The sequence below is a fragment of the Pseudoalteromonas mucoides genome, from assembly GCF_049257175.1.
Classification (GTDB): domain Bacteria; phylum Pseudomonadota; class Gammaproteobacteria; order Enterobacterales; family Alteromonadaceae; genus Pseudoalteromonas.
Window position 1 is genome coordinate 148367 of sequence record NZ_JBMMUC010000007.1, and the last position, 21102, is coordinate 169468.

18 protein-coding genes are annotated in these 21102 nt (G+C 39.9%); 6 read left to right on the top strand and 12 right to left on the bottom strand.

Annotation, left to right across the window (positions count from 1 at the left end; genetic code table 11):
- The first annotated feature begins 86 nt into the window (after nucleotides 1-86).
- Nucleotides 87-2270, top strand: coding sequence for a S9 family peptidase (locus AAEU30_RS09910; protein WP_421960354.1), 2184 nt, complete (start codon nucleotides 87-89; stop codon nucleotides 2268-2270).
- Nucleotides 2271-2299: 29 nt separating this feature from the next.
- Here the strand turns inward: AAEU30_RS09910 and AAEU30_RS09915 are convergent, their stop codons facing one another.
- Genes AAEU30_RS09915 through AAEU30_RS09930 form a run of 4 tightly spaced genes read right to left on the bottom strand, consistent with a single transcriptional unit; the run spans nucleotide 2300 to nucleotide 6021 of the window.
- The gene (locus tag AAEU30_RS09915) at nucleotides 2300-3787 is read right to left on the bottom strand and encodes an ATP-binding protein (protein ID WP_421960356.1); all 1488 of its coding nucleotides are present in this window, start codon (nucleotides 3785-3787) and stop codon (nucleotides 2300-2302) included.
- Between the two features lie 5 nt (nucleotides 3788-3792).
- Nucleotides 3793-4515 (bottom strand): response regulator transcription factor, encoded by a 723-nt coding sequence (locus tag AAEU30_RS09920; protein WP_421960357.1) that lies wholly within the window; start codon nucleotides 4513-4515, stop codon nucleotides 3793-3795.
- Between the two features lie 58 nt (nucleotides 4516-4573).
- Nucleotides 4574-5308, bottom strand: coding sequence for a spondin domain-containing protein (locus AAEU30_RS09925; RefSeq protein WP_421960358.1), 735 nt, complete (start codon nucleotides 5306-5308; stop codon nucleotides 4574-4576).
- Nucleotides 5309-5319: 11 nt separating this feature from the next.
- Nucleotides 5320-6021 (bottom strand): spondin domain-containing protein, encoded by a 702-nt coding sequence (locus AAEU30_RS09930; protein WP_421960359.1) that lies wholly within the window; start codon nucleotides 6019-6021, stop codon nucleotides 5320-5322.
- Between the two features lie 331 nt (nucleotides 6022-6352).
- Between AAEU30_RS09930 and AAEU30_RS09935 the strand changes: the two genes are divergently transcribed.
- Both AAEU30_RS09935 and AAEU30_RS09940 read left to right on the top strand, forming a co-directional pair.
- Entirely contained in the window at nucleotides 6353-6724 is a 372-nt protein-coding gene (locus tag AAEU30_RS09935) for a DUF4870 domain-containing protein (protein ID WP_421960360.1), read from the top strand.
- Nucleotides 6725-6792: 68 nt separating this feature from the next.
- A complete protein-coding gene (locus tag AAEU30_RS09940) occupies nucleotides 6793-7227 on the top strand; it encodes a YqaA family protein (protein WP_421960361.1) in 435 nt (144 codons plus the stop codon).
- On the opposite strand, the gene folX is transcribed toward AAEU30_RS09940, so the two are convergent.
- The 6 genes from folX to AAEU30_RS09970 form a co-directional block, all read right to left on the bottom strand.
- A complete protein-coding gene (gene folX / locus AAEU30_RS09945) occupies nucleotides 7224-7583 on the bottom strand; it encodes a dihydroneopterin triphosphate 2'-epimerase (RefSeq protein ID WP_421960362.1) in 360 nt (119 codons plus the stop codon). The genes AAEU30_RS09940 and folX overlap by 4 nt on opposite strands.
- A gap of 3 nt (nucleotides 7584-7586) precedes the next feature.
- A complete protein-coding gene (gene folE / locus AAEU30_RS09950; RefSeq protein ID WP_087531235.1) occupies nucleotides 7587-8141 on the bottom strand; it encodes a GTP cyclohydrolase I FolE in 555 nt (184 codons plus the stop codon).
- 23 nt (nucleotides 8142-8164) lie between these two features.
- The gene (gene folM, locus AAEU30_RS09955) at nucleotides 8165-8884 is read right to left on the bottom strand and encodes a dihydromonapterin reductase (protein WP_421960363.1); all 720 of its coding nucleotides are present in this window, start codon (nucleotides 8882-8884) and stop codon (nucleotides 8165-8167) included.
- 327 nt (nucleotides 8885-9211) lie between these two features.
- Entirely contained in the window at nucleotides 9212-10048 is an 837-nt protein-coding gene (gene nadE, locus AAEU30_RS09960) for an NAD(+) synthase (RefSeq protein WP_421960364.1), read from the bottom strand.
- Between the two features lie 58 nt (nucleotides 10049-10106).
- A complete protein-coding gene (locus tag AAEU30_RS09965; RefSeq protein WP_421960365.1) occupies nucleotides 10107-10736 on the bottom strand; it encodes a YceH family protein in 630 nt (209 codons plus the stop codon).
- A gap of 12 nt (nucleotides 10737-10748) precedes the next feature.
- Nucleotides 10749-14114: an ATP-binding protein gene (locus tag AAEU30_RS09970; protein ID WP_421960366.1), complete on the bottom strand. Its 3366-nt coding sequence runs from the start codon at nucleotides 14112-14114 to the stop codon at nucleotides 10749-10751.
- A gap of 234 nt (nucleotides 14115-14348) precedes the next feature.
- Here AAEU30_RS09970 and AAEU30_RS09975 point away from each other — a divergent pair, with 234 nt between their 5' ends.
- From AAEU30_RS09975 to AAEU30_RS09985, 3 genes are all read left to right on the top strand, one after another.
- Nucleotides 14349-16643, top strand: a complete 2295-nt coding sequence (locus AAEU30_RS09975) for a penicillin acylase family protein (protein WP_421960367.1) — start codon at nucleotides 14349-14351, stop codon at nucleotides 16641-16643.
- 210 nt (nucleotides 16644-16853) lie between these two features.
- The gene (locus AAEU30_RS09980; RefSeq protein WP_421960368.1) at nucleotides 16854-18386 is read left to right on the top strand and encodes a carbon-nitrogen hydrolase family protein; all 1533 of its coding nucleotides are present in this window, start codon (nucleotides 16854-16856) and stop codon (nucleotides 18384-18386) included.
- Complete coding sequence (locus AAEU30_RS09985; protein WP_087531228.1) at nucleotides 18386-18703, top strand: DMT family transporter; 318 nt, start codon at nucleotides 18386-18388, stop codon at nucleotides 18701-18703. The genes AAEU30_RS09980 and AAEU30_RS09985 overlap by 1 nt, the downstream gene beginning before the upstream one ends.
- 34 nt (nucleotides 18704-18737) lie before the next feature.
- Here the strand turns inward: AAEU30_RS09985 and AAEU30_RS09990 are convergent, their stop codons facing one another.
- Nucleotides 18738-19616, bottom strand: coding sequence for an EamA family transporter (locus tag AAEU30_RS09990; protein WP_421960369.1), 879 nt, complete (start codon nucleotides 19614-19616; stop codon nucleotides 18738-18740).
- A gap of 264 nt (nucleotides 19617-19880) precedes the next feature.
- On the bottom strand, nucleotides 19881-21092 hold the full coding sequence (locus AAEU30_RS09995) for a M56 family metallopeptidase (protein WP_421960370.1): 1212 nt from the start codon (nucleotides 21090-21092) through the stop codon (nucleotides 19881-19883).
- Nucleotides 21093-21102 lie beyond the last annotated feature (10 nt).

Genomic DNA, 21102 nt, shown 5'->3' on the forward strand with positions numbered 1-21102 from the left:
TTACATTGTGTTACAAAGCGCTATTGGTAACATACAAGTACATATATATTATGGAACATGGAAAAATAATAACTTTAGGGAATACTATGAAAACTCTCCATTCTTTTGCACTCGCAGCGCTATCTGTCGCTGTTTTATCGGCATGTGATAAAGCCTCAGAACAAAAAACACAATCAACAATGAACAGCACACAAAGTGTGACCGAGCAAACTCAAGTGAATGCGCCAGTGGCAAAAAAAGTGCCTCATAAAATGACTATTCATGAAGATACGCGGATCGATAACTACTACTGGATGCGTGATGATGAACGAAAAGACCCTGCAGTTATAGCGCACCTTAATGCTGAAAATACCTACACTGATGCGATGTTAAAGCACACTGAAACGCTACAAGCGACTTTGTTTGAAGAGTTAAAAGGGCGGATTCAAAAAGATGATGATTCAGTGCCGACTAAAAGTGGAGAGTATTACTACTCATCACAAACTCGCGGGGATAATGAATATCCAACGTATGTACGCAGCACAGATGCTACAGGCTCTGACCAAACGGTTATTTTAGATGTAAATAAATTGGCTGAAGGGCATGATTATTATTCAGCGACGGGTTTGTCTGTCAGCCCTAACGGTAATCTCCTTGCGTATGGCGAAGACACTGTTAGTCGTCGTATTTATACTATTTTAGTAAAAGACTTAACCACGGGTGAGCTATTAAAAGATAAGCTTGAGGGCACGAGTGGCGATATTGTTTGGGCCAATGACAATAAAACCTTTTACTACATCAAGAAAGACTTACAAACATTATTAGGTTATCAAGTATATCGTCATACGCTTGGGTCGGCGCAATCAGAAGATGAGCTAGTATACGAAGAAGCCAATACCAGTTATTACACTGGCCTAGGCAAAAGTAAAGACAAGCAAGAAATTTACATTTGGCATGGTAGCACGAGTGCGTCAGGCGTATCGGTTATCGATGCTAACAATATTAAAGCACAAGCCAAGCGCTTAATTGAGCGTGAAGAAAACCTTGAATACGATATATCTAAGCATGGTGATTGGTACTACATTGTAACGAATTTGAATGCAGTAAACTTTCAGCTCATGAAGGTACATAAAGACAAAGCACACGATAAAACGAATTGGCAAACGGTGATTGCACCGCGCGAAGATATTAAACTCGAAGGAATTGATTTATTTGCCAATCACCTTGTTTATAAAGAGCGTGAAATGGGGCAATCTCGTTTAACTGTGCGCAATTTAACATCGGGCGATGAGCAAACATTGAGCTTCAATGACAGCAGTTATATGGTTCATGCTTATGGCAATAACGAGTTAGATAATCCAAGTTTACGTGTTTACTATGCCAGTATGACGACCCCAGGTACCTCATACGATATTGATTTAGATAGCGCTGAAAAAACCTTACTCAAACAGTTAAAAGTTGTCGGTGATTTTAATGCTGATAATTACGCATCGGAACGCTTATTTATTACTGCTCGAGATGGCGTGAAAGTACCGGTGAGCTTGGTTTATCGCAAAGACAAATTTAAACAAGACGGCACCAATCCATTATTGCAATATGCGTATGGTTCATACGGTGCGACAATGGATCCTAGCTTCTCAAGCTCTCGTTTAAGTTTACTCGATCGGGGTTTTGTATTTGCCATCGCTCACATTCGTGGCTCACAAATGCTGGGACGTCCTTGGTATGAAGATGGCAAGCTCCTTAATAAAAAGAATACGTTTAACGATTTTGTTGATGTCACTAAGGGTTTGGTAAAACAGCAATATGGTGATGAAAATCAAATGTTTGCTATGGGTGGTAGCGCTGGGGGCTTATTAATGGGCGCGGTGGCTAATCAGGCCCCTGAGCTTTATCAGGGTATGGTCGCAGCAGTACCGTTTGTTGATGTAGTAACTACGATGCTTGATGCGAGCCTTCCGCTGACAACGAATGAATATGGAGAATGGGGTAACCCGAATGACAAAGTGTATTATGACTACATGTTGTCGTACTCTCCTTATGATCAAGTAAGCAAACAAGCTTACCCAAATATGTTAGTGACAACGGGCCTACATGATTCACAAGTACAATACTTTGAACCCGCTAAATGGGTTGCTAAGCTGCGTGAATATAAAACAGATAACAATAAATTGTTGTTTAAAATAGATATGGAAGCTGGGCATGGCGGGGCATCAGGACGCTTTAAGAGCCTGCAAGACACCGCACTTAATTATGCTTTCTTATTAGACTTAGCGGGTATCGAGAAGTAACTTTAAAAATACTAAGGCGTGATTTAATATCACGCCTTTATTTTTTGCACTAAATTAAAGCTAAATTGCGTACCTTTACCCAGTTCACTTTGCACATTTATTTCGCTGTCCATCAGTTTGAGTAACCCTTTGCAAATAGCCAGCCCTAAGCCGCCTTGTTGCCGACCTGCTTTATTGGAGTTACTCGCCTGATAATGAGGTTCAAAAATTGCAGTGAGCTCCTCTTGTTTAATACCAACCCCAGTGTCGGAAACATCAACATAAAGCTGTTCATTATCAACGTTATGTACATGGACTACTACTTTTCCACCTGTGTCAGTGTGACGTAGAGCATTATCAATTAAATTACTAAGCACTCTTTCTAATTTAGCAATATCTGCTTCTACGGTAAAATCACAAATGGCAGGTTCAACACTAAGTTGAATGCCTTTTTTATCTGCAGCGATACAAAACTTGGCTACACAATCATAAATTAGCTCACCTAGGTTAAGCGTTTCAGTGTTTATTGTAATTTGACCATTTTCTAAATGAGCAAGCTCAAATATTTGTTCAATTAAGTTTTTTAACTGGTGGCAGTTATTAGCGGAGACGTGTAAATAGTGCTGTTGTTCTTGTGGGCTTAATTGGTTATTAGGTTGTATTAAGACCTCTAAAAACCCTTGCAGCGAGGCAAGTGGAGTGCGTAAGTCGTGAGATAAATGAGTAAGTAGCTCTTTTCTTTTTTTATCACTTTGTTCAAGGGCTTTAAACTGCTCGTCGATACGTGTGACCATTGCTTGAATACTACGCCCTAAGATGTGTACTTCATTGTTTTTTTGTGTTGAATAATTACTTAACTTTGTATCTGTAAGGCTGTAATTGGCTGCTTCAATATTACTTACATCACGGGCTAGCTGTTGAATTGGGTTGGTAAAAAAACGCAGTAAAATAAGCATAGCAATCAGTAAAAAAGCAAGTGCAGAACCTAACCATAAAGCAGCGAGCCATAAGCTATCGTTACTTTTTATATCTTTTAGTGAAGTATCATAAGCTTCGCCACCAATAATCACATATAAGTAACCTTGTAATTTGTCATGGTTGTACACCGGTGCGACTGAAAATATTTTTTGCTGTGCTTGATTACGCGGATTATCACCATAAACGGGAGCTTTACTTGGGTCATTAATCAATTTTTTAAGGGGAGCCAAATTGATATGAGTACGTTTAACTTTGCCAGGTTCTGCAGAGTAGGTAAGAATTTTTCCATTTTTATCAACAAAGTAAAACTCAAATGCAGGCCCTAAAAGCATTAAAGTATGAAATAGATTTTCAAGCGCTTTGTAGTCGTATACACCCTCTTTTATGAGCGGGTTATCTTGTACTAAGTGTTCAGCGAGTGCTAAGTGTAAATTTTGTTCGCCATGATGCTTTGAATTCAATTCTAACTGCTTACTCCAGCTATAAACGAGTGCACAAATAAAGCAAAATATAATTACCAACGAGATGGCCAGTTTTTGATACAAAGAAAAATTAAGCATGTAAGTTACCCTAGTTGGCTTGGGTTAAGCTTATAGCCTACACCCCATACAGTTTCGATAAATGGCGCTTGATGATGCTGCTCAAGCTTTGCACGAAGGCGGTTAATATGTGAATTAACAGTGTGCTCATAGCCACTGTGTTGGTAGCCCCATACTTTATCTAATAATTGTTGGCGGCTAAATACGTGGTTAGGGTGGCGAGCAAAGTATACGAGTAGGTCAAACTCAGTTGCGGTTAAGTTTAATGCCTGTTGGTCTAAATATACTTGGTGTGAACTAAACTCAATATTAAGAGAGCCTACGATTAGTGATTGCTCGCAGTGTGTATCATTATCGTTATTTTGAATGGCAAGTAATTGTGCTCTGTGGCGTAACTGTGTTTTAACACGTGCTTGTAATTCACGGGCAAAAAAGGGTTTACAAATATAATCATCAGCGCCCATTTCTAGCCCAATCACACGGTCCATATCGCTACTAAGTGCAGTCAGTAAAATAACTGAAATAGTAGGGTAGTGCTCTTTTATTTTACGGCACAGGCTAAGCCCATCCATTTGTGGTAGGTTTATATCAAGTAGAATTAGTCCGTAAGATTGCTTGGCTATTTTTTGTAGCGCAAGCTCGGCGCTTATTACATGATCAACGTGTAAATTTAAAGAGCCAAGCTGTGTTGTGATTAATTGCCCAATCTCTCTGTCGTCTTCTACTACCAGTAACTTTTCGTGCCGCATGGTACACCTCGTATAAAAGGGACATCCATGTCTCTTCATTTCCCCATTACAAGCTGTTTTACTGTGTACGAGTGATCACGATTTTCGATACTGGATTATCAAACTTAAACTCAGCACCAAGTGCAGAAGTTGATAAGCTATCTTGATTAGACACAATACCTGGATGCATAGTGATCATATCGGCAATATCGTCACGTAATTCATTAAATCCTTCGCCGCCAGCAGCAGGGCCTGGCACAGTTTCAGCTGTTTCTGTATTTGCTTCTGTACCCGCATCGTAAGCAGCGGTTGTTCTTGATATTGAACTGCCTACTTCCAATGTTGATACATCTACAGAACTAAGACCGGTAAAAGCGTCATTTGTATTCCCAAGCATTGCAGCAAAAGATAAATTAAGAACATCTTGTGCATCAACAGAGATAGTGACAGTGGTTGTTTCACCAGGACCTGTACCGCCTTCAGCTGAGACTGCAGCAAGTGCATTTTCGTCACTAAGGTACTCTTCGTTAGCGCCGCTTTCTGCAATCATTTCTAAACCAACAGAAGCTGGCTCACCAAATTGCCATGGCGCGGTATCATCAAATGCAATAACAGATAATGGCGATAGAGGCTGGCCGGCTGTTAAGTTACTAAAGGTAATAGTATATTCATAGACTACTGGTTCTGGCTCAACAACAACGACAGGCTCTTGATCTTCAATAGGGTCGTTACTATCGTTATCGCCACATGCAGCTAACGAACTGGCTAACATTAAAATAAGCGCACTTTTTTTGAAATTAGAAAGAGATGACATAATTAACTCTCCTATTTAACCGTCACAGTTAATTTTGCAACTGGGTTTAACCATCTGTGTACAGTGTTACTTAAATCACTATTACCACCTTCTAGGTTGTCATCGCCTAAGCTACCAGGGTGAATGTGCACCATAGTGTTTGTATCCCCCATAGCTACACCTGTGCCACCGGTGCCGGCATCAGCACCTGGTGCAGCTGGAATGCCTAATGTACCTGGTGCACCAGAGCCTTCTACAACAAGCTCGTTATTTGCTTCTGTACCAGCATCGTAGCCATTTAAGTACACGGTGTAAGTACCCGCTTCTGTTGGTACTTTCCAACTATCAAGTCCGACAAAGCCATCATTTGTTGGAAGTAGCATAGCGGTTACTGATAGGTACTCGTTGCCATCGGTAGTTGTTAGTTCTGCTGTTGCTGACGCTGCTGGAGCTAATAAGCCAGCAGCTGGGTTTTCTGCAATATCGCTACTTGATGCTGATGCCTGAGTTACAAGAGCTGAAATATCGCCGCCTTCAGCCATTGCTTGCAGTGCAGAAGAGGCTTCGGTTGCGACTTCAAATAATTTGTCTTCACTGTCGTGCGCTGTTATTAGTACCGGTGTAAAGTAAAGACCTTTAGTAAGGTTCGTAATTTCTACTTCTAGTTCTGCAGCAATAGTTGATTGGCTTGCTACTGCTAAAAGAGATGCAATTGTAAATGTTGAGGCTTTCATTGTTAGTTCCTGTTATTGATGATTCAGCGTTAGTATCAAATAGCAAAATCATGAAAGCCTCACAAACTTATCACTTTTTTATCACAGGGCTATCAGAGCACTTTTTGTAATGTATTAGGACTTTCATCAATACGTGTTTTAACGACTTGGTTTTGTTCATCTAACAAGATTAAACGCGAGGCCTTGCACTAATGTGGATTGTTGCAGTTGCTTAATAACTCTTTGTTAATCAGAGTACCAAGTGGTAAAAAGAATGACTAACTTTCATTGTTGGTTGTTTTATAGACATTATGCCTTAAAACCGTCAATATAGATAAAAAAGGAGGTTATAATGAAAGAAAACCAACAGGTTGAACCAATTGAGGTGGATAAAGAGCAGCGTACATGGGCAATGCTATGTCATTTAAGCGCATTAGCAGGATTTATCGTGCCAATGGGCAGTATTATTGGGCCATTAATTGTTTGGTTAATCAAAAAAGATGAAATGCCCACTGTGGCTGAACACGGTAAAAAATCGTTAAACTTTCAAATTACGATGCTCATTGCTTACATAGTGTGTTTTATTTTAATGTTTGTTGTGATTGGCGTTATTTTACTCCCTATCGTTGCTGTCTTTTCATTCATAATGATAGTGATTGGAGCTATAAAAGCTAATGACGGCAAAGAGTTTAACTACCCAATTACGCTAAATTTGATAAAATAATCTATCAAATTCATTATAAAAACCCAGCACCATTGCTGGGTTTTTATTTGCTTAACCAATAGAGCAATATGGCGTATTTAAGCTTATTTTTAACGGCATTCATCTCGGCAACCTTATTGCCTAGTTCTTCAGAGATTGTGTTAACTGCAATGATAACACAGGGAGATTACCTGCTTTGGCTATTGTGGTTGGCAGCCACAGTGGGTAATGTTTTAGGCAGTTGTATTAATTACTGGCTGGGTACACAAGTAATGCGGTTTAAAGATCGTAAATGGTTTCCTGTTTCGCAAACAAATATAGACAAAGCCCAAGTGCGTTTTGAAAAATACGGTGTGTATAGTTTATTGTTTGCGTGGCTACCCATAGTAGGCGACCCGCTCACTGTTGTTGGGGGGATTTTTAAGGTGCGCTGGTGGACATTTTTGTGGTTGGTCACACTTGGCAAAGGTGCACGCTATTTGGTGGTGCTGGCCTTTGCCGTTGGCTTAGATAAAGCGCTTTAAGGTTTAACCCAATCTAGTGTAAGAGACACCGAATCTGCGAAACGTAACGCATGTGGTTTATCTACACGTGCTTTTGCATAATGTACACTGTGGTGACTATGACAAGCCGCTAAAATCTCTGCCACGAGTTTTTCTAAAAGCAAGAAGTGCCCGTTTTCTACTATGTTTATCACCTCTTTGGTGATCACTTTGTAGTTTAAAGCTTGATCAACCTCATCGGTTTCACACGCTTGCTCAGCAGGGTAATGGATTTCTAGATTAATCACGACATCTTGTTTTTTTTCACGCTCTTCGGGATTAAAACCAATAAAAGTTCGCAGCCGCAAGTTAGTGACATTAATGATCGCATTGGCCATAGCTTACCCTTTTATCAACTGTAAAAACTCATTGCGGGTTTTAGGATCAGCTCTAAAGTTACCTAGCATGACCGATGTACGCATGCTTGAGTTTTGCTTTTCAACACCACGCATCATCATACACATGTGTTTTGCTTCAACAATAACGCCGACGCCTTTCGCGCCTGTTACTTCCTCAACAGCTTTGGCTATTTGATGGGTCAGTTGTTCTTGAATTTGAAAACGTCGTGCGTACATATCAACAATACGTGCAAACTTAGACAAGCCTAAAACTTTACCATTTGGGATATAGGCAATGTGGCAACGGCCAACAAAAGGCAATAGATGGTGCTCACACATTGAATAAAGCTCAATATCTTGGATCAAGACCATATCATCTGCATCTGATGTGAATACTGCATTATTGGTAATTTCATCTAATGTTTCGCGATAGCCTTTGGTTAAATACTCCATCGCTTTAGCTGCGCGTTTTGGTGTATCAAGTAAGCCTTCGCGTTGCGGATCTTCACCCACAGCACTGATTATTTCTTGGTAGCTATTTTTTAATTCATTGTGCATAAAGTTCTCAATTTTTAAATAGGTTATTTTAAATGTCTACCACCATCCACTGGAATTGACCGCCCAGTGATGTAGTGGCTATTTAGTAATAGTTCGACGCTGTTTATAATTTCTTGGCAACCTGGCTCAATACCCATCAGAGATTTTTTTAGCGTTTTTTTGCGATAAGCTTCGTCGTCGTCCTGATTAAATATAATCAACGAGGGAGCAACAGAGTTAACTTTAATTTGCGGTGCAAACTTAGCTGAAAAAGACTTTGTTAGGTTATCCAGCGCAGCTTTACTTGCTGCATAGGCTAGATGTTTTGGGCTACCAGTTTCAACAATATAGTCCGTTAGATGAATAATATCAGCTGGGGTATGTTCATTGTTTTGATGAGCTATTAGAAGATCAGCACAATTTAAATTAATTAAATAAGGTGTTTTAGCATGTATGCGCATCATATTGTCGAACAAGTCTGCTCTATTAGAGTTATTCGCTTCGCAGTCCCAGCTAGATGCATTGTGAATAATTGCTTTTAGTGACTGAGTATGGCTTTTCAGCGTTACTATAAACTCATTAATCGCTTCATCACTATTAAAGTCAGCGGCAATACAGGTCGCGCCTTTTGCTGCTAATTCATCTATAGATTTGTGGCGGGTGCGATAGGTAATAATGATTTTTTGCCCTTGAGTGAGCAAATGCTGTGCTAGTGCTAGCCCAATTCGTTGGCCGGCACCCGTAATTAATATGGGTGATGTCATAAATATGATTGTTCTCTGCTAAACGCTATGTATTGACTTGCGTTACTATAAACTAATTTACAGGATTATTTCACCCTCAGTGTTGTAGGGTTGCTGTGTGTTTTTACGGATTAATCTGTTTATTCGATCAATGTATTAATTATTACTATTTAGAGGCGGTGAATAATGAAGTCGAAGCCTATTTACTTGCTGTAATACCCGTTGTCGTTATAGAGCGCCGCTTGGAGCGTACTTGTGTGCCAAAATGAAAAGCGGGCAATTAATTGCGTTTTTATTGCTATTAATTGCCATTGAGGTGGTGTTTACTTTGTACGAATTAACTCACTACTACTTTTCGTCATAAACAGTTGGAATAGCTTGGCGTTTATGCTGAGTACGTTGGTATATAGCAATCAGTTTGTCACTTACTTCATCAGTTACTGGTTTGTTTTCTAAAAAGTCATCTATTTGCTCATAGCTAAGACCTAACGCTTCTTCATCAGTTAAGCCTGGGCGATCGCATTCTAAGTCAGCAGTTGGCGCTTTATTTACCAGTAATTCTGGAGCACCTAGCTCTTTAGCCAGCGCTCTAACTTGACGTTTTGATAAACCAAATAGTGGTGCTAAATCGCATGCTCCATCACCAAACTTGGTATAAAAACCCGTAATGTTTTCAGCGCTGTGATCGGTGCCAACCACTAAGCCTTGAGTAAAGCCTGCAATCTCGTATTGCGCTATCATGCGTTGACGTGCTTTAACATTGCCTTTAATAAAGTCAACTTGGGCTTGTTCTGGCACGGCTTCACCACAGCCTACAATCGCCGCAAGAGCCTGTTCATGCATCCCATCTGCTGCCGGTTTAATATTGACGGTTAAGCGCTTACTCGGTTGAATAAAATCAACGGCTAGTTGCGCTTCGTCTTCATCGGCTTGTATTCCATAAGGTAAACGTACAGCAATAAATTGATACTTATCAGTATTTTGCTCTTCATTTAACTGGTTAACAGCAAGTTGACACAAGCGGCCACAGGTTGACGAGTCAACGCCGCCGCTAATCCCTAATACCAATGAACGAGAATGTGCCGCAACAAGGCGATTTTTAATAAAATTAACTCGACGGTTAATTTCATTGTTTATATCTATATTCGGCTGAACTTTCATTTCCGCCACTATGTTGGCACGCATCTAGAGCTCCTGACTATTTAAGGGGGTTGAGTGTATTATGTTATTCATCGGACTTAATTTAAAGCCCTAAATGTTGCTTAATTTTTTGTAGTTCGGTTTTTAACTCGTCTATTTCAGCAAGTAATTCGTCCATTTCTTCGCTTTTCATTTGTGCGGGCTCAGGCTCATCTAGCGCAGGGTCATCAACGCTTGGTGAATCAGTAAATAAATGACTGTAACGGCTTTCTCTTTTACCTGCTTCTCGCGGGTGTTTAATTATATATTCTTGTGAAATAAGCGTATTAAGTGCAGCTTCTACTTCTGCCACATTAGAAAAATCGGCAAGGCGATTACTTCGGGTTCTTAGCTCACCGGGTGTTTGTGCGCCACGCAGTAGCATTAAGCATATAATTGCACGTTCTTGCTCAGTAAACTTGAGGTTGCCAAACTCAGTATTGCAAAACCGGTGTGCATATTTACTCACACGGCCAGATAGCCCTTCATCCTTGGTAACGAGACGTTGAGCTTCAAGTTCGTCTAAGGTGTTTTGCACTTGGCTTTGTGTTAAAGAAAGTACAGGTTCTCTGTTAGATTTTTGGTTACACGCATTCACGAGGCTGTTCAAAGAGAGCGGGTAGTGCTCAGGGGTTGTACTTTGTTTTTCTAATAGGCAGCCGATTACACGTTGCTGGTTTGCGGTTAATTGCATTAGATGTCCTTATTATTGTTTTTGGTTGAGCCAGTGATCTAATTTAGGGTTTAAAGCATCGAAGTCTAGAGGCTTTGTGAGGTAGTCGCTCATGCCTGCTGCTAAACATTTATCTCTATCACCTTGCATTGCATTAGCTGTCAGAGCGATGATAGTGACGTTTCGGTACTCTTCGCCAGCTTCACCTTGGCGAATAGCTTGGGTTGCTTGATAGCCATCCATTTCAGGCATCTGGCAATCCATTAATAACAATTTATAGGGTGATGTAGTGTTATTTTTTAATTTATCAATTGCTTCTAAGCCATTTTCAGCGATATCAAAATTGATACCTGCTTGCTTCAAAAGTGCAGAGGCAACCACTTGGTTAACCTTGTTATCTTCAACTAGTAGTATTTTTATTTCACTTGAAGAGCTAGGACTTGGTGAATTAATTGCAGCCAGTGGGAGAATATTATTTTGTTGTTGCTCTATAAACTTATCATTGGCCAGTGAATCGAATAGATCCGAAGGCGTTAATGGCTTGAAAATAATGCAGTCAGCTTCTATTGGTAGGTTCGCATTGTCTTGAGAAAAACTCATTGGTGCCATTAATATTAGTTTTACTTTGTGGTTTTTTAAGTAATTCTTAAGTTGATTTATGGCGTCGTTATTGACGTTTAAAAAGTAGCTATGGTCAACTAGCATTGCGTCTACCGCAGCTAAAGTTGTGTCTAGGTGCTCGCTTAGTACGTTATAGTCATTAATAATAGTCGGCTTTGCCCCCCATACGGTTAGTTGCTTGTGTGCAATCGAGCTATTTAGTGGGCAGTTATCAACGATTAATATGTGTTTGTCATTAATCAGGTGACTAGGTAAACTATTTTCTTGATTTAGCAGGGGCTTCACTTTGATTGCAAAAGTAAACGTACTGCCTTGTCCGGGTACACTAGTGACGTTGACCTCACCATGCATTAAGTGACATAGTTGCTTAACAATCGCTAAGCCTAACCCTGTGCCGCCATATTGACGAGTAGTTGAAGTATCTGCTTGAGTAAATGAGTCAAATAAAGCCGCTTGCTTATCTGCTTTAATACCAATTCCCGTATCAACGATTGAGCAATGCAAGAAGGTGCCATCAGTGGTGTTTTTTAAGTCTGCAATAACAATTATTTCGCCATTTTCAGTAAATTTAACAGCATTGCCCAGTAAGTTATTAATAATCTGGCGTAACCTATTAGGATCGCTGCTAATCTCATTTACGTTGATTCTAGTTGCGTCTAAAATGAGCTTAGTATTGTTTTGCTCAACTTTTAGTGCAAAAGATTCCACCACTTCTCCTAATAATTTAGGTAAGTTAAAAGCAACATACTCAATATCTAGCTTACCAGCTTCAATTTTAGAGAAGTCTAAAATATCGTTAATGATATTTAGTAATGAGTGACCAGAGGATTGCGCTAGTTGAATATGGTGTAATTGTTGTGGATCGAGTTGTGTTTGTTGCACAATATTCAGCATTCCTAAAACACCATTCATTGGTGTGCGAATTTCATGACTCATACTCGCTAAAAATTCACCTTTTGCAGCCACGGCATACTCAGCAGCTTCTTTTGCTGCTACTAACTGTTGCTCGGTTTCAATGCGCTGTTCACTTGAGTGTAAACTACCGATGAGAGCTGCAACTGCAATTAAGAAGCTTTCTTCATTGCGAGACCACCTTCGAGGATTGTTACAATGTTCTGCGCAAACAACACCAATTACACCGCTTCCTCCTACTATGGTAACAATAAGAATAGATTCTATCTCTAAAGGGGTTAAATACAACTCACTAAGGGGTTGTGTTAAGGGGTTACTCAGGGCGTTAGGCGTATTTATAACGGCTTGATTATTAATGGATGAAAATAAAGCACTTAGGTCTTTTTGTTGCCAAGACGTAGTTATTATAAAATCAGCAGTGTTTTTACCGTGATAAGCGTACGTTTGTAGCTGATCTTTATTTTCATTAAAAAACCAAATACTCGCACGATCGGCATCTAATGCCTGGCAAATAGCGTGTGTTATCACATCTTTTGACTGTTTTAGATGCCCTGTCAAAATTGCTTTATTTGTAGTTAAAGAAGCTAGCACTTCATTATGAAGTGCTATTTTGCTATTTTCAATTTCTATACGTTTTCGGGTATCAATATCTTGTAATGAGCCAAATATTCTCACGCAGCGGCCATTACGCATTTCGGCTTCGCCGTGTACTAATACCCAAATTGAATTGCCATCTGAGTCAACAACTTCAATTTCTGCTTCGTAGTTTTCACCAAATTTAATTGCTCGTTCAATGAGGTTTCTTATCGTATCTCGACTTTCACCTGCTTTGAAGTAATTTAAATTAGTTGGCCAGTCTGGTTGTTTATCAAGTGAGTATTTAAATATTTCTTTAGTCATATCTGACCAATAAACTTCTTGGGTATCTAGCCTAAATGACCAAGCGCCTATTTTAGCCAAGCTACTCATAGTAGATAGCATTTTCTCACTTTTTTGCTGGCGATTGAGCATTTTTAAAAAGAACAAAAATGCCCATATTAATAAAGCGATTATTGTAATAATAGCTAAGCGGAGCGGCCAAATAGTTGATGCAGGAGGTGACCAACCTGATTTAGGTGTTACATATATTTCCCACTCACCGCCTTGAAAAGTTAAGTTAAACTGTAGCGGGTCACGAGTTAAAATGTCTGCATTACCAAAAAAAAAGTCCCCATTAAGACCTAACCCGTTTTGTCCTTGAATAGCGACATCAAAGTCTTCTTCTAATTGGCGTATACCTGAATTTTTGTAAATTTTCTCAATATCTAAAACAACGGATAATAAACCCCAAAACTCGTTACTTGGGGGAAGGTAAACGGGTACTCTTGCAATAAGTGCTTCACCGCCTTGGATTAAAGTTAAAGGACCTGCCATCACTATTTCATTGTTATCACGTGCGCGTATAGCATCAGCCCGTTGAATTTTATTTTCTAAAAAATTAAGTCCAATTGCCTTTTCATTACCCTCTAATGGATATGTCATACGAATAACCATATCTGGGGCGCCGCCAATATTACTTAATTCAGAAGAGGTAGAAAATAAAGGAGCTGCAATTTGTGAAAAGCGCTGTTGATCTAAATTTGGTTCAGCAGCTACAGCGACGGCAAGACCTCTGACAAGTTGAATATTAGATACCAGAATTGATTCTAATTGAGTTCGATAGCTGCTCACTTCAGATAAAATAAGTAGTCGATGAGATTCTTTAGCACGATTGTAATTAATATGATCAAATGCGACGCTCGTTATCACTATAAATGAAAGTGACAGCCAAAATGTCAGCTTAAACTTTGAAACTTGTATATGGTCTTTGGTTGGCGACAATGGCATTTTTGCGTTTACTTTTAAGACAAGGCAACTCAACTATAGCTAATTATTAGCGGAAATAAAAATCTCTACTAGAAATAACAGTGTTAATTTCATCGAATTTTATTAACGTTTTCAATAATATTGAAAACGTTAATAAACATTTTTGATTAAATGATAAGACTCACGAAAAATAACATTAATATTTCATAAAACTGTGAGTACTATGGAAAAACTCATTAAGTAAGGAATCTGATTATGCTCAGAATTATCAAGTGGTTGGTTTTAACAATCGTTATTTTAGGTTTGGCGGCAACCGCCATTGTTTATGGTGTATTGTCACTAAGCTTACCTGCTCTTGATGGTAAAGGCCGTAGCCAAGCAATCACCAATGAGGTACAGCTTAAGCGAGACAGCTTAGGGCAAGCGGTTATAGGTGCTGTTAATCGTAACGATGCAGCCTTTGGGCTAGGTTTTGCTCATGGTCAAGATCGCTTTTTTCAAATGGATTTATTACGACGCAATGCAGCAGGTGAGCTGAGTGAGTTATTTGGTGAAGCAGCACTAGAGCTTGATAAAAAAATGCGTTTTCATCAGTTACGTAAGCGCAGCACTGAAATTGTTAAAAAGCTCCCTTTAAAAGATAAAGAGTTACTACAAAGTTATACCGCAGGGGTTAACGAAGGGCTGGCACAAATAGGATTCCCAAGTTTTGAGTATTTACTCACTGGAGCACAGCAGCAACCTTGGCGTAGTGAAGACAGTTTATTGGTTATATTTAGTATGTATTTGGATTTGCAAACAGCAACCTTTGAACGTGACCACAGTTTAATTCAAATTGCAGATTTATATGGCAAGCAGATGGTGCATTTTTTAACGCAACCGAGTCAATATCAAGCTTCTCTTGATGGTAGTCAATTACCCGCTTATGAGCTTGGTATTCCAGAGCTTCCCGTTAGTACAGCGTATACTTACCAACATATTGAAGCCAATCAAGAACGTGGAAGTAATAACTGGGCAGTAACGAGTCAGCTAACCTCGAATGCTGCTGCATTATTATCAGATGACATGCATTTATCTATGGCAGTCCCCGTTATTTGGTATCGTGCACAACTCAATTATGAGCAAGGTGGCGATGCTTATCAGGTGACGGGTGTATCACTGCCTGGAGCTCCGGCAATTGTGGTTGGTACAAACAATGAAATTGCTTGGGGATTTACCAATGGTTATATAGACACGGCTGATTGGGTGGCTTTAACTCGCAGCAGTAAAACGTGGCAGTTAACTGAGCGCATAGCATTACCCGGAGGGCGTTCTGAGCCTTACCAGTTAACCATGAGTGAATATGGCCCCGTACGTAAAATAAATGATAAACAGTATGCACTCAGTTGGGTAGCGCACATGCCTTATGCGGTGGATATGAGTCTACTGCAATTAGAGCAAGCGAAAACAGTGGATGATGCCCTTTCAGTTGCCAGTGATGTGGGAATTCCGGTGCAAAACTTAATGGTTGTTGATAGCCAAGGCAGTGCCGCTTGGAAGCATATGGGAGCAATCCCAGCACGTAAAGAGCCTAGTGAGCTGGCTGTGAGTGAAGCTGATTACTCGTCATTATGGCAACAAAATGAGTCTGAAAGGCCGAGTGTCAAAAATCCAACTGATGCGCGTTTATGGACTGGAAACTCTCGCGTTGTATCTGCTGCAGACGATGTGCGATTTGGTAACGGCGGTTATGCCATGGGGGCTCGTTCAATGCAAATACGAGACCGGTTATTTGCACAAGAGCACTTTGATGAGGCTGATTTTAATGAACTTCAACATGATAATGAAGCGCGATTTTTAACATCTTGGCATGCTTTATTGTTAGCGCAATTAAGTAAACAAGCAGATGTTAATCAACAATACATATCACTTCTTAATAATTGGCAAGCTTGCGCCTGCCCAAGCTCAATTGGTTATACTTTAGTAAGACGCTTTCGTGATGAGGTGATTAATACGGTATTTAGTCCATTGCAAACTCGACTTAAAGGCGTCGGAGGCTCACTGAAGTATATAAAGCGAGACCTAGAGCCCGCTGTTTGGCAGTTAATAGAACAACAACCATCAAGCTGGTTGAGCCCAGCTTATAATAATTGGGATGAACAATTAGCCGGTGCGTTTACGAAAACCATAGCAAAGTTAACTAATAAATTTGGTAGTGATACCCAAAACTGGCGGTGGGGAGTGGTTAATGAGCTTGCCATTAAGCATCCTTTTGCTCAGCAAATTCCTCAATTAAGTAAGTTATTAAATATGCCGAAAGCCCCAGGTTTTGGCGATAGCTTTATGCCTGCAGTGCAAGGGCCTAGTTTTGGTGCTTCACAGCGCTTTATTGCGCAACCAGGTCACTTAGATAATGCAGTAATGGCTATTCCAGGAGGGCAATCTGGTCATCCGCTTTCACCGTTTTATAGAGCAGGTTTTAATGATTATATTGAAGCGAAATTGACACCTTTGTTGCCACAAGCTGTTAATCACCAAATTGTTATTCAGCCTCAGTTGCGTGAGTTCTGAGGTTATTAAATTGATTAGCAGTGCTTATATAATGACGGCCATTGTTTTGTGTTCCACAGGGATTGTGGCTGTGTTTTTATAAGCGGCTATTCAGGGCCATTCAATTACACTGTTTTATTAATAAAAAATAAATAATTATACCTTGTAGGTATAAGCTGTTTAAATGACAGGTAGCAAAAGAACTATGTCTTGCACCTCAAGGAGTTGTGTATGTCGGTAGAAAAAACTCATTTAGAAATTTGTAACTTAACCAAAGAGCAATACCCACAAATTAAGACTTTGATGGATCAAGCTTACCCGGACTTAGGCGGTGCATGGCCAACTCACACTATTTTTAGACTAATAGATCAATTCCCAGAAGGTCAATTAGGCATGGTTGATGATGGTGTGTTGGTCGGTATTGCGTTGAGTGTGCAAGTTGATTACGGGCGGTTTTCTAATCCACATACTTATGAAGATATTGTTGATGGCCATGATCGTGTATTTAGTGATCCAGAAGGGGATGCCTTGTACGGTCTAGACGTGGTCATTTCGTCCACCCACCGAGGTATGCGTTTAGGGCGCAGGCTTTACGATGCGCGTAAAGAGCTATGCCGTCAGTATAATTTACGTGCTATATTGGCCGGTGGGCGTATTCCGCGTTATTACAACTATAGCAGTGAGATGACGCCGACGCAGTACATAGAAAAAGTGGATCATAAAGAATTATACGACCCTATTTTAAGCTTCCAATTATCGAATGACTTTCAAGTAAAACGATTACTCAAAAAGTATCTGCCGGAGGATCAAGAGTCGGTAGGTTATGCCACTTTACTTGAGTGGAATAACATCATGTTCGAACCAACAGATACGGTGCTTGAATCAACTAAATCGATTGTGCGAGTTGGCGCAGTACAATGGCAAATGCGGTGTGTAGAGTCGGTTGATGAACTGCTAAAACAAGTCGAATACTTTGTTGATACGGTCTCTGATTACAAAAGTGATTTTATTCTATTTCCAGAATTTTTTAATGCACCGTTAATGGGGCTGACGGAACAAAGCAATCAAACCGAAGCAATTCGTTACTTAGCCGAATATACCGAGACGTTCCGTGATGCGATGTCACGTATGGCGATTGAATATAATGCAAATATTATCACCGGCTCTATGCCTCTTGCAGAAGGTGATAAAATTTATAATGTGAGTTACTTGTGTCACCGCAGTGGTAAAATTGATGAGCAGCGTAAAATTCATATAACACCGCATGAGCAAAACGACTGGGTGATTCAAGGGGGTGATAAAATTGCCGTATTTGATACTGACGCAGGGCGCGTTGGTATTCAAATTTGTTACGATGTTGAGTTCCCTGAGTTATCGCGAATTTTAGCTAAGCAAGGATTAGATATTCTATTTGTACCATTTTGGACAGATACCAAAAATAGCTATTTACGGGTGCGTCACTGTGCGCAAGCGCGTGCGATTGAAAATGAGTGTTATGTGGTAATAGCAGGCTCCGTTGGTAACTTACCTGAGGTAGAAAGTTTAGATGTACAATATTCGCAATCAGCGGTATTAACCCCGTCTGATTTCTCATTCCCGCATGATGCCACTTTAAACGAAGCCACACCAAACACTGAAATGTTGTTGTTTAGTGATTTGGATATGGATAAGCTGAAAATTCTTCATAGCGAAGGTACGGTGCGTAACTTAAAAGATCGTCGTGAAGATCTGTATGATGTAATATTGAAAAAGAGAGAAAATTAATGGCGTGGATTTATTTGATTATCGCGGGTTTGCTTGAAATAGGTTGGCCAGTTGGTTTGAAAATGTCACAAGAGGGCGAGAATCGCTGGTTGGGGATTGGTATTGCGGTTGCTTTTATGGTCGCTAGCGGCTTTATGTTATGGCTCGCCCAGCGTGATATATCTATGGGCACTTCATATGCCGTATGGACAGGGATTGGTGCCGCAGGTACATTCCTAGTAGGTATTTTATTTTATAACGATGCCGCGACATTCGGCCGTATTGCGGGTGTACTAATGATTATAAGTGGTGTTATCACTTTGAAAATTAGTCACTAATACTTAATAAGCGGTTATTTTGATAACCGCCTATTTATGCTGGCAGCATCACTAAAATTGCCGCAATGGCAATTAATAAAAGCCCTGCGCTGTCTTGGCGTTTAAGAGGTTGTTTTAACCATAAAATAGAAATTAGCATAGTAAAAAACACTTCCACCTGTCCTAAGGTTTTTACATAAGCTACGTGCTGCAAGCTCATTGCGCTAAACCAACCAATTGAACCGATACAACTAAAAAAGCTAACCAAACAAACCATTTTTTTATAGTGCCACATTTTATTTATTGTTTTTGGTTCTTTAACTAGTAAGTAAATAAGCAGAATAAGGCTTTGTAGGCTAATCACAAAGAGCAACACCCAGGCAGCAGAGTGGGGAAACATCAAACCTGAATTTAAACTTGCTTCGCGCACCCATAAAGAGGTGAGAGCAAAGCTCGTACCGCAGGCAAGACCTAAGAATGCAGTTTTGGCATTAAAGTGTTTTACACTGGTTATACCGCTAAGTAAAAGTACCGCAATAGCACCTAAAAATACCCCAAGCCAGCCAAATAAAGTTAATGCAGAGCCAAAAAATAATATCCCTAATATAGCTGCAACGAGCGCTTCACTTTTCGCAAGGCCTGCACCTACGGCGTAATTGTTCATTTTAAAGAGCTTAACCATTAAACCAGTGGCGAGTATTTGCATCACACTTGCACCAATAATAAAGATCCAAAAAGCGTTATTAAATGTGGGTAAAGCGGCGTCTCGGTATTGATACAGACCATACAAGTAAATCGCAGCTATGGGGCTGGCTACAATAAATCGAGAGAGGGTAACACCCGCCAAACTCATATCAGTACTGAGCTTACTTTGCAGAGCATTTCGCCATGCCTGCATAAAGGCGGCTAAAAAAGTAAAAAATATCCAAGTCATAATGAATACAGTGTATTTAAGAGAAAGTCAAATTATCAGGAGAGTAGATAGATTGCGAACTAATAATGGGTAAGATGAAAATATATCAGCTGCGACAATATGTCACAGTTTCAAAATGGTGATACTGAGCTATAGTGAAACTGATGTTATTGTTAGCCGCTATTGCTTGATAAGTAATGGCGGCTTTTTTATGTTAATTGGCAAAAACGCCAAAGCAAGCGACTTAAAAAAGGCGCTTGCTTTGAAGTTTTTCGTTACCGATGCTTACTTAGAAGCTACCGTGATCTTTTCTACTAAATCTTTTGATTTGTAATTGTCATCGATTGCAAAATCTAACTGCACAAGTACGTTTTTGAAGCCTGAGGCAGACGGCTTGTATTGCCATTTTGTTAGCGCTCTCTTTGCTTCTTTATTAAATACGTTTTCAGGAGTCGCACTGACAACGGATACATTTTGAGTTTTACCTGTTGGACTAATATCGTATTTCAATACCACTGAGCCGCTAATTCCTTGCTCTGCAGCTTGAGTTGGGTAAAGAGGTTCAATTCTCATAATAGGCGAAATTGAATGTTTGTCTGTTTTGACTTCTGGTTGTTTAGCACTGGCAAAACTACTGAGCATGCCTGCAGCAAAAATCAGTAATGCCCCCTTGGCAACGAATGAACTATTACCGTTGTGTTTAATTTGCTTGAGTCGTTGAAGCATCGTGTTTTTATCTCCATAGTGTGAATAGGCCATCAAACCTGTGCGGGTATTAGCCGCGCAATTAATGAGGGCTTTGCTGTATAAAATCCGTTGGTGTGTATTCTTTGTCGCAAGTACGGTCTCATCGCATGAGAGTTCTTGTAAGCGACGAAAGCTCATGTAACCAAGCCATGCAATAGGGTTAAACCAAAATATGAGAGTGGCTAATAAGCACACCATATTAAGCAAGTTGTCTCTGCGTTTTATGTGGACTTGTTCGTGTTCGATTATCAATGCAAGAGATGCATGGTCTGTTTTTTGTAAATATCCTGTTGGCAGTACAAGTTGTGTATTTAATAGGCCGATTACCATCGGTGTATTTACCGTGTCACTTTGCAATAGAGTGATATTAGGGGTTTGCTCAGCTAATTGCTTATTATGCAAAGGAGCCAGTTTTAGCTGTTTTATAAATTGCTTGTGTGTCATAACCGCGATTACCGCTAAAAAGCAAAATACCATGGTATACAGTAATACCCAGCTAATGCTGAAGTGACTGTTTACATGTTGATTCGGTGTAATCAACATCGTACTCATTGCCGTATTTTGAATTGGCTTATAATGTTCTGGTAAGTTAACCAGTAGCAGTGAAAGCGGCACCAATAACCATAATTTATAAACAAAATTTGCACTAAGCCATTTTAATGAATAGCGCTCTAGAATGAGTAAACTCAGAATTAAAGTGGTTACTAATAGCTGCTGCTCAATAAGCCAGTTAAACGCGCTTTCTAACATGGTTGGGCCC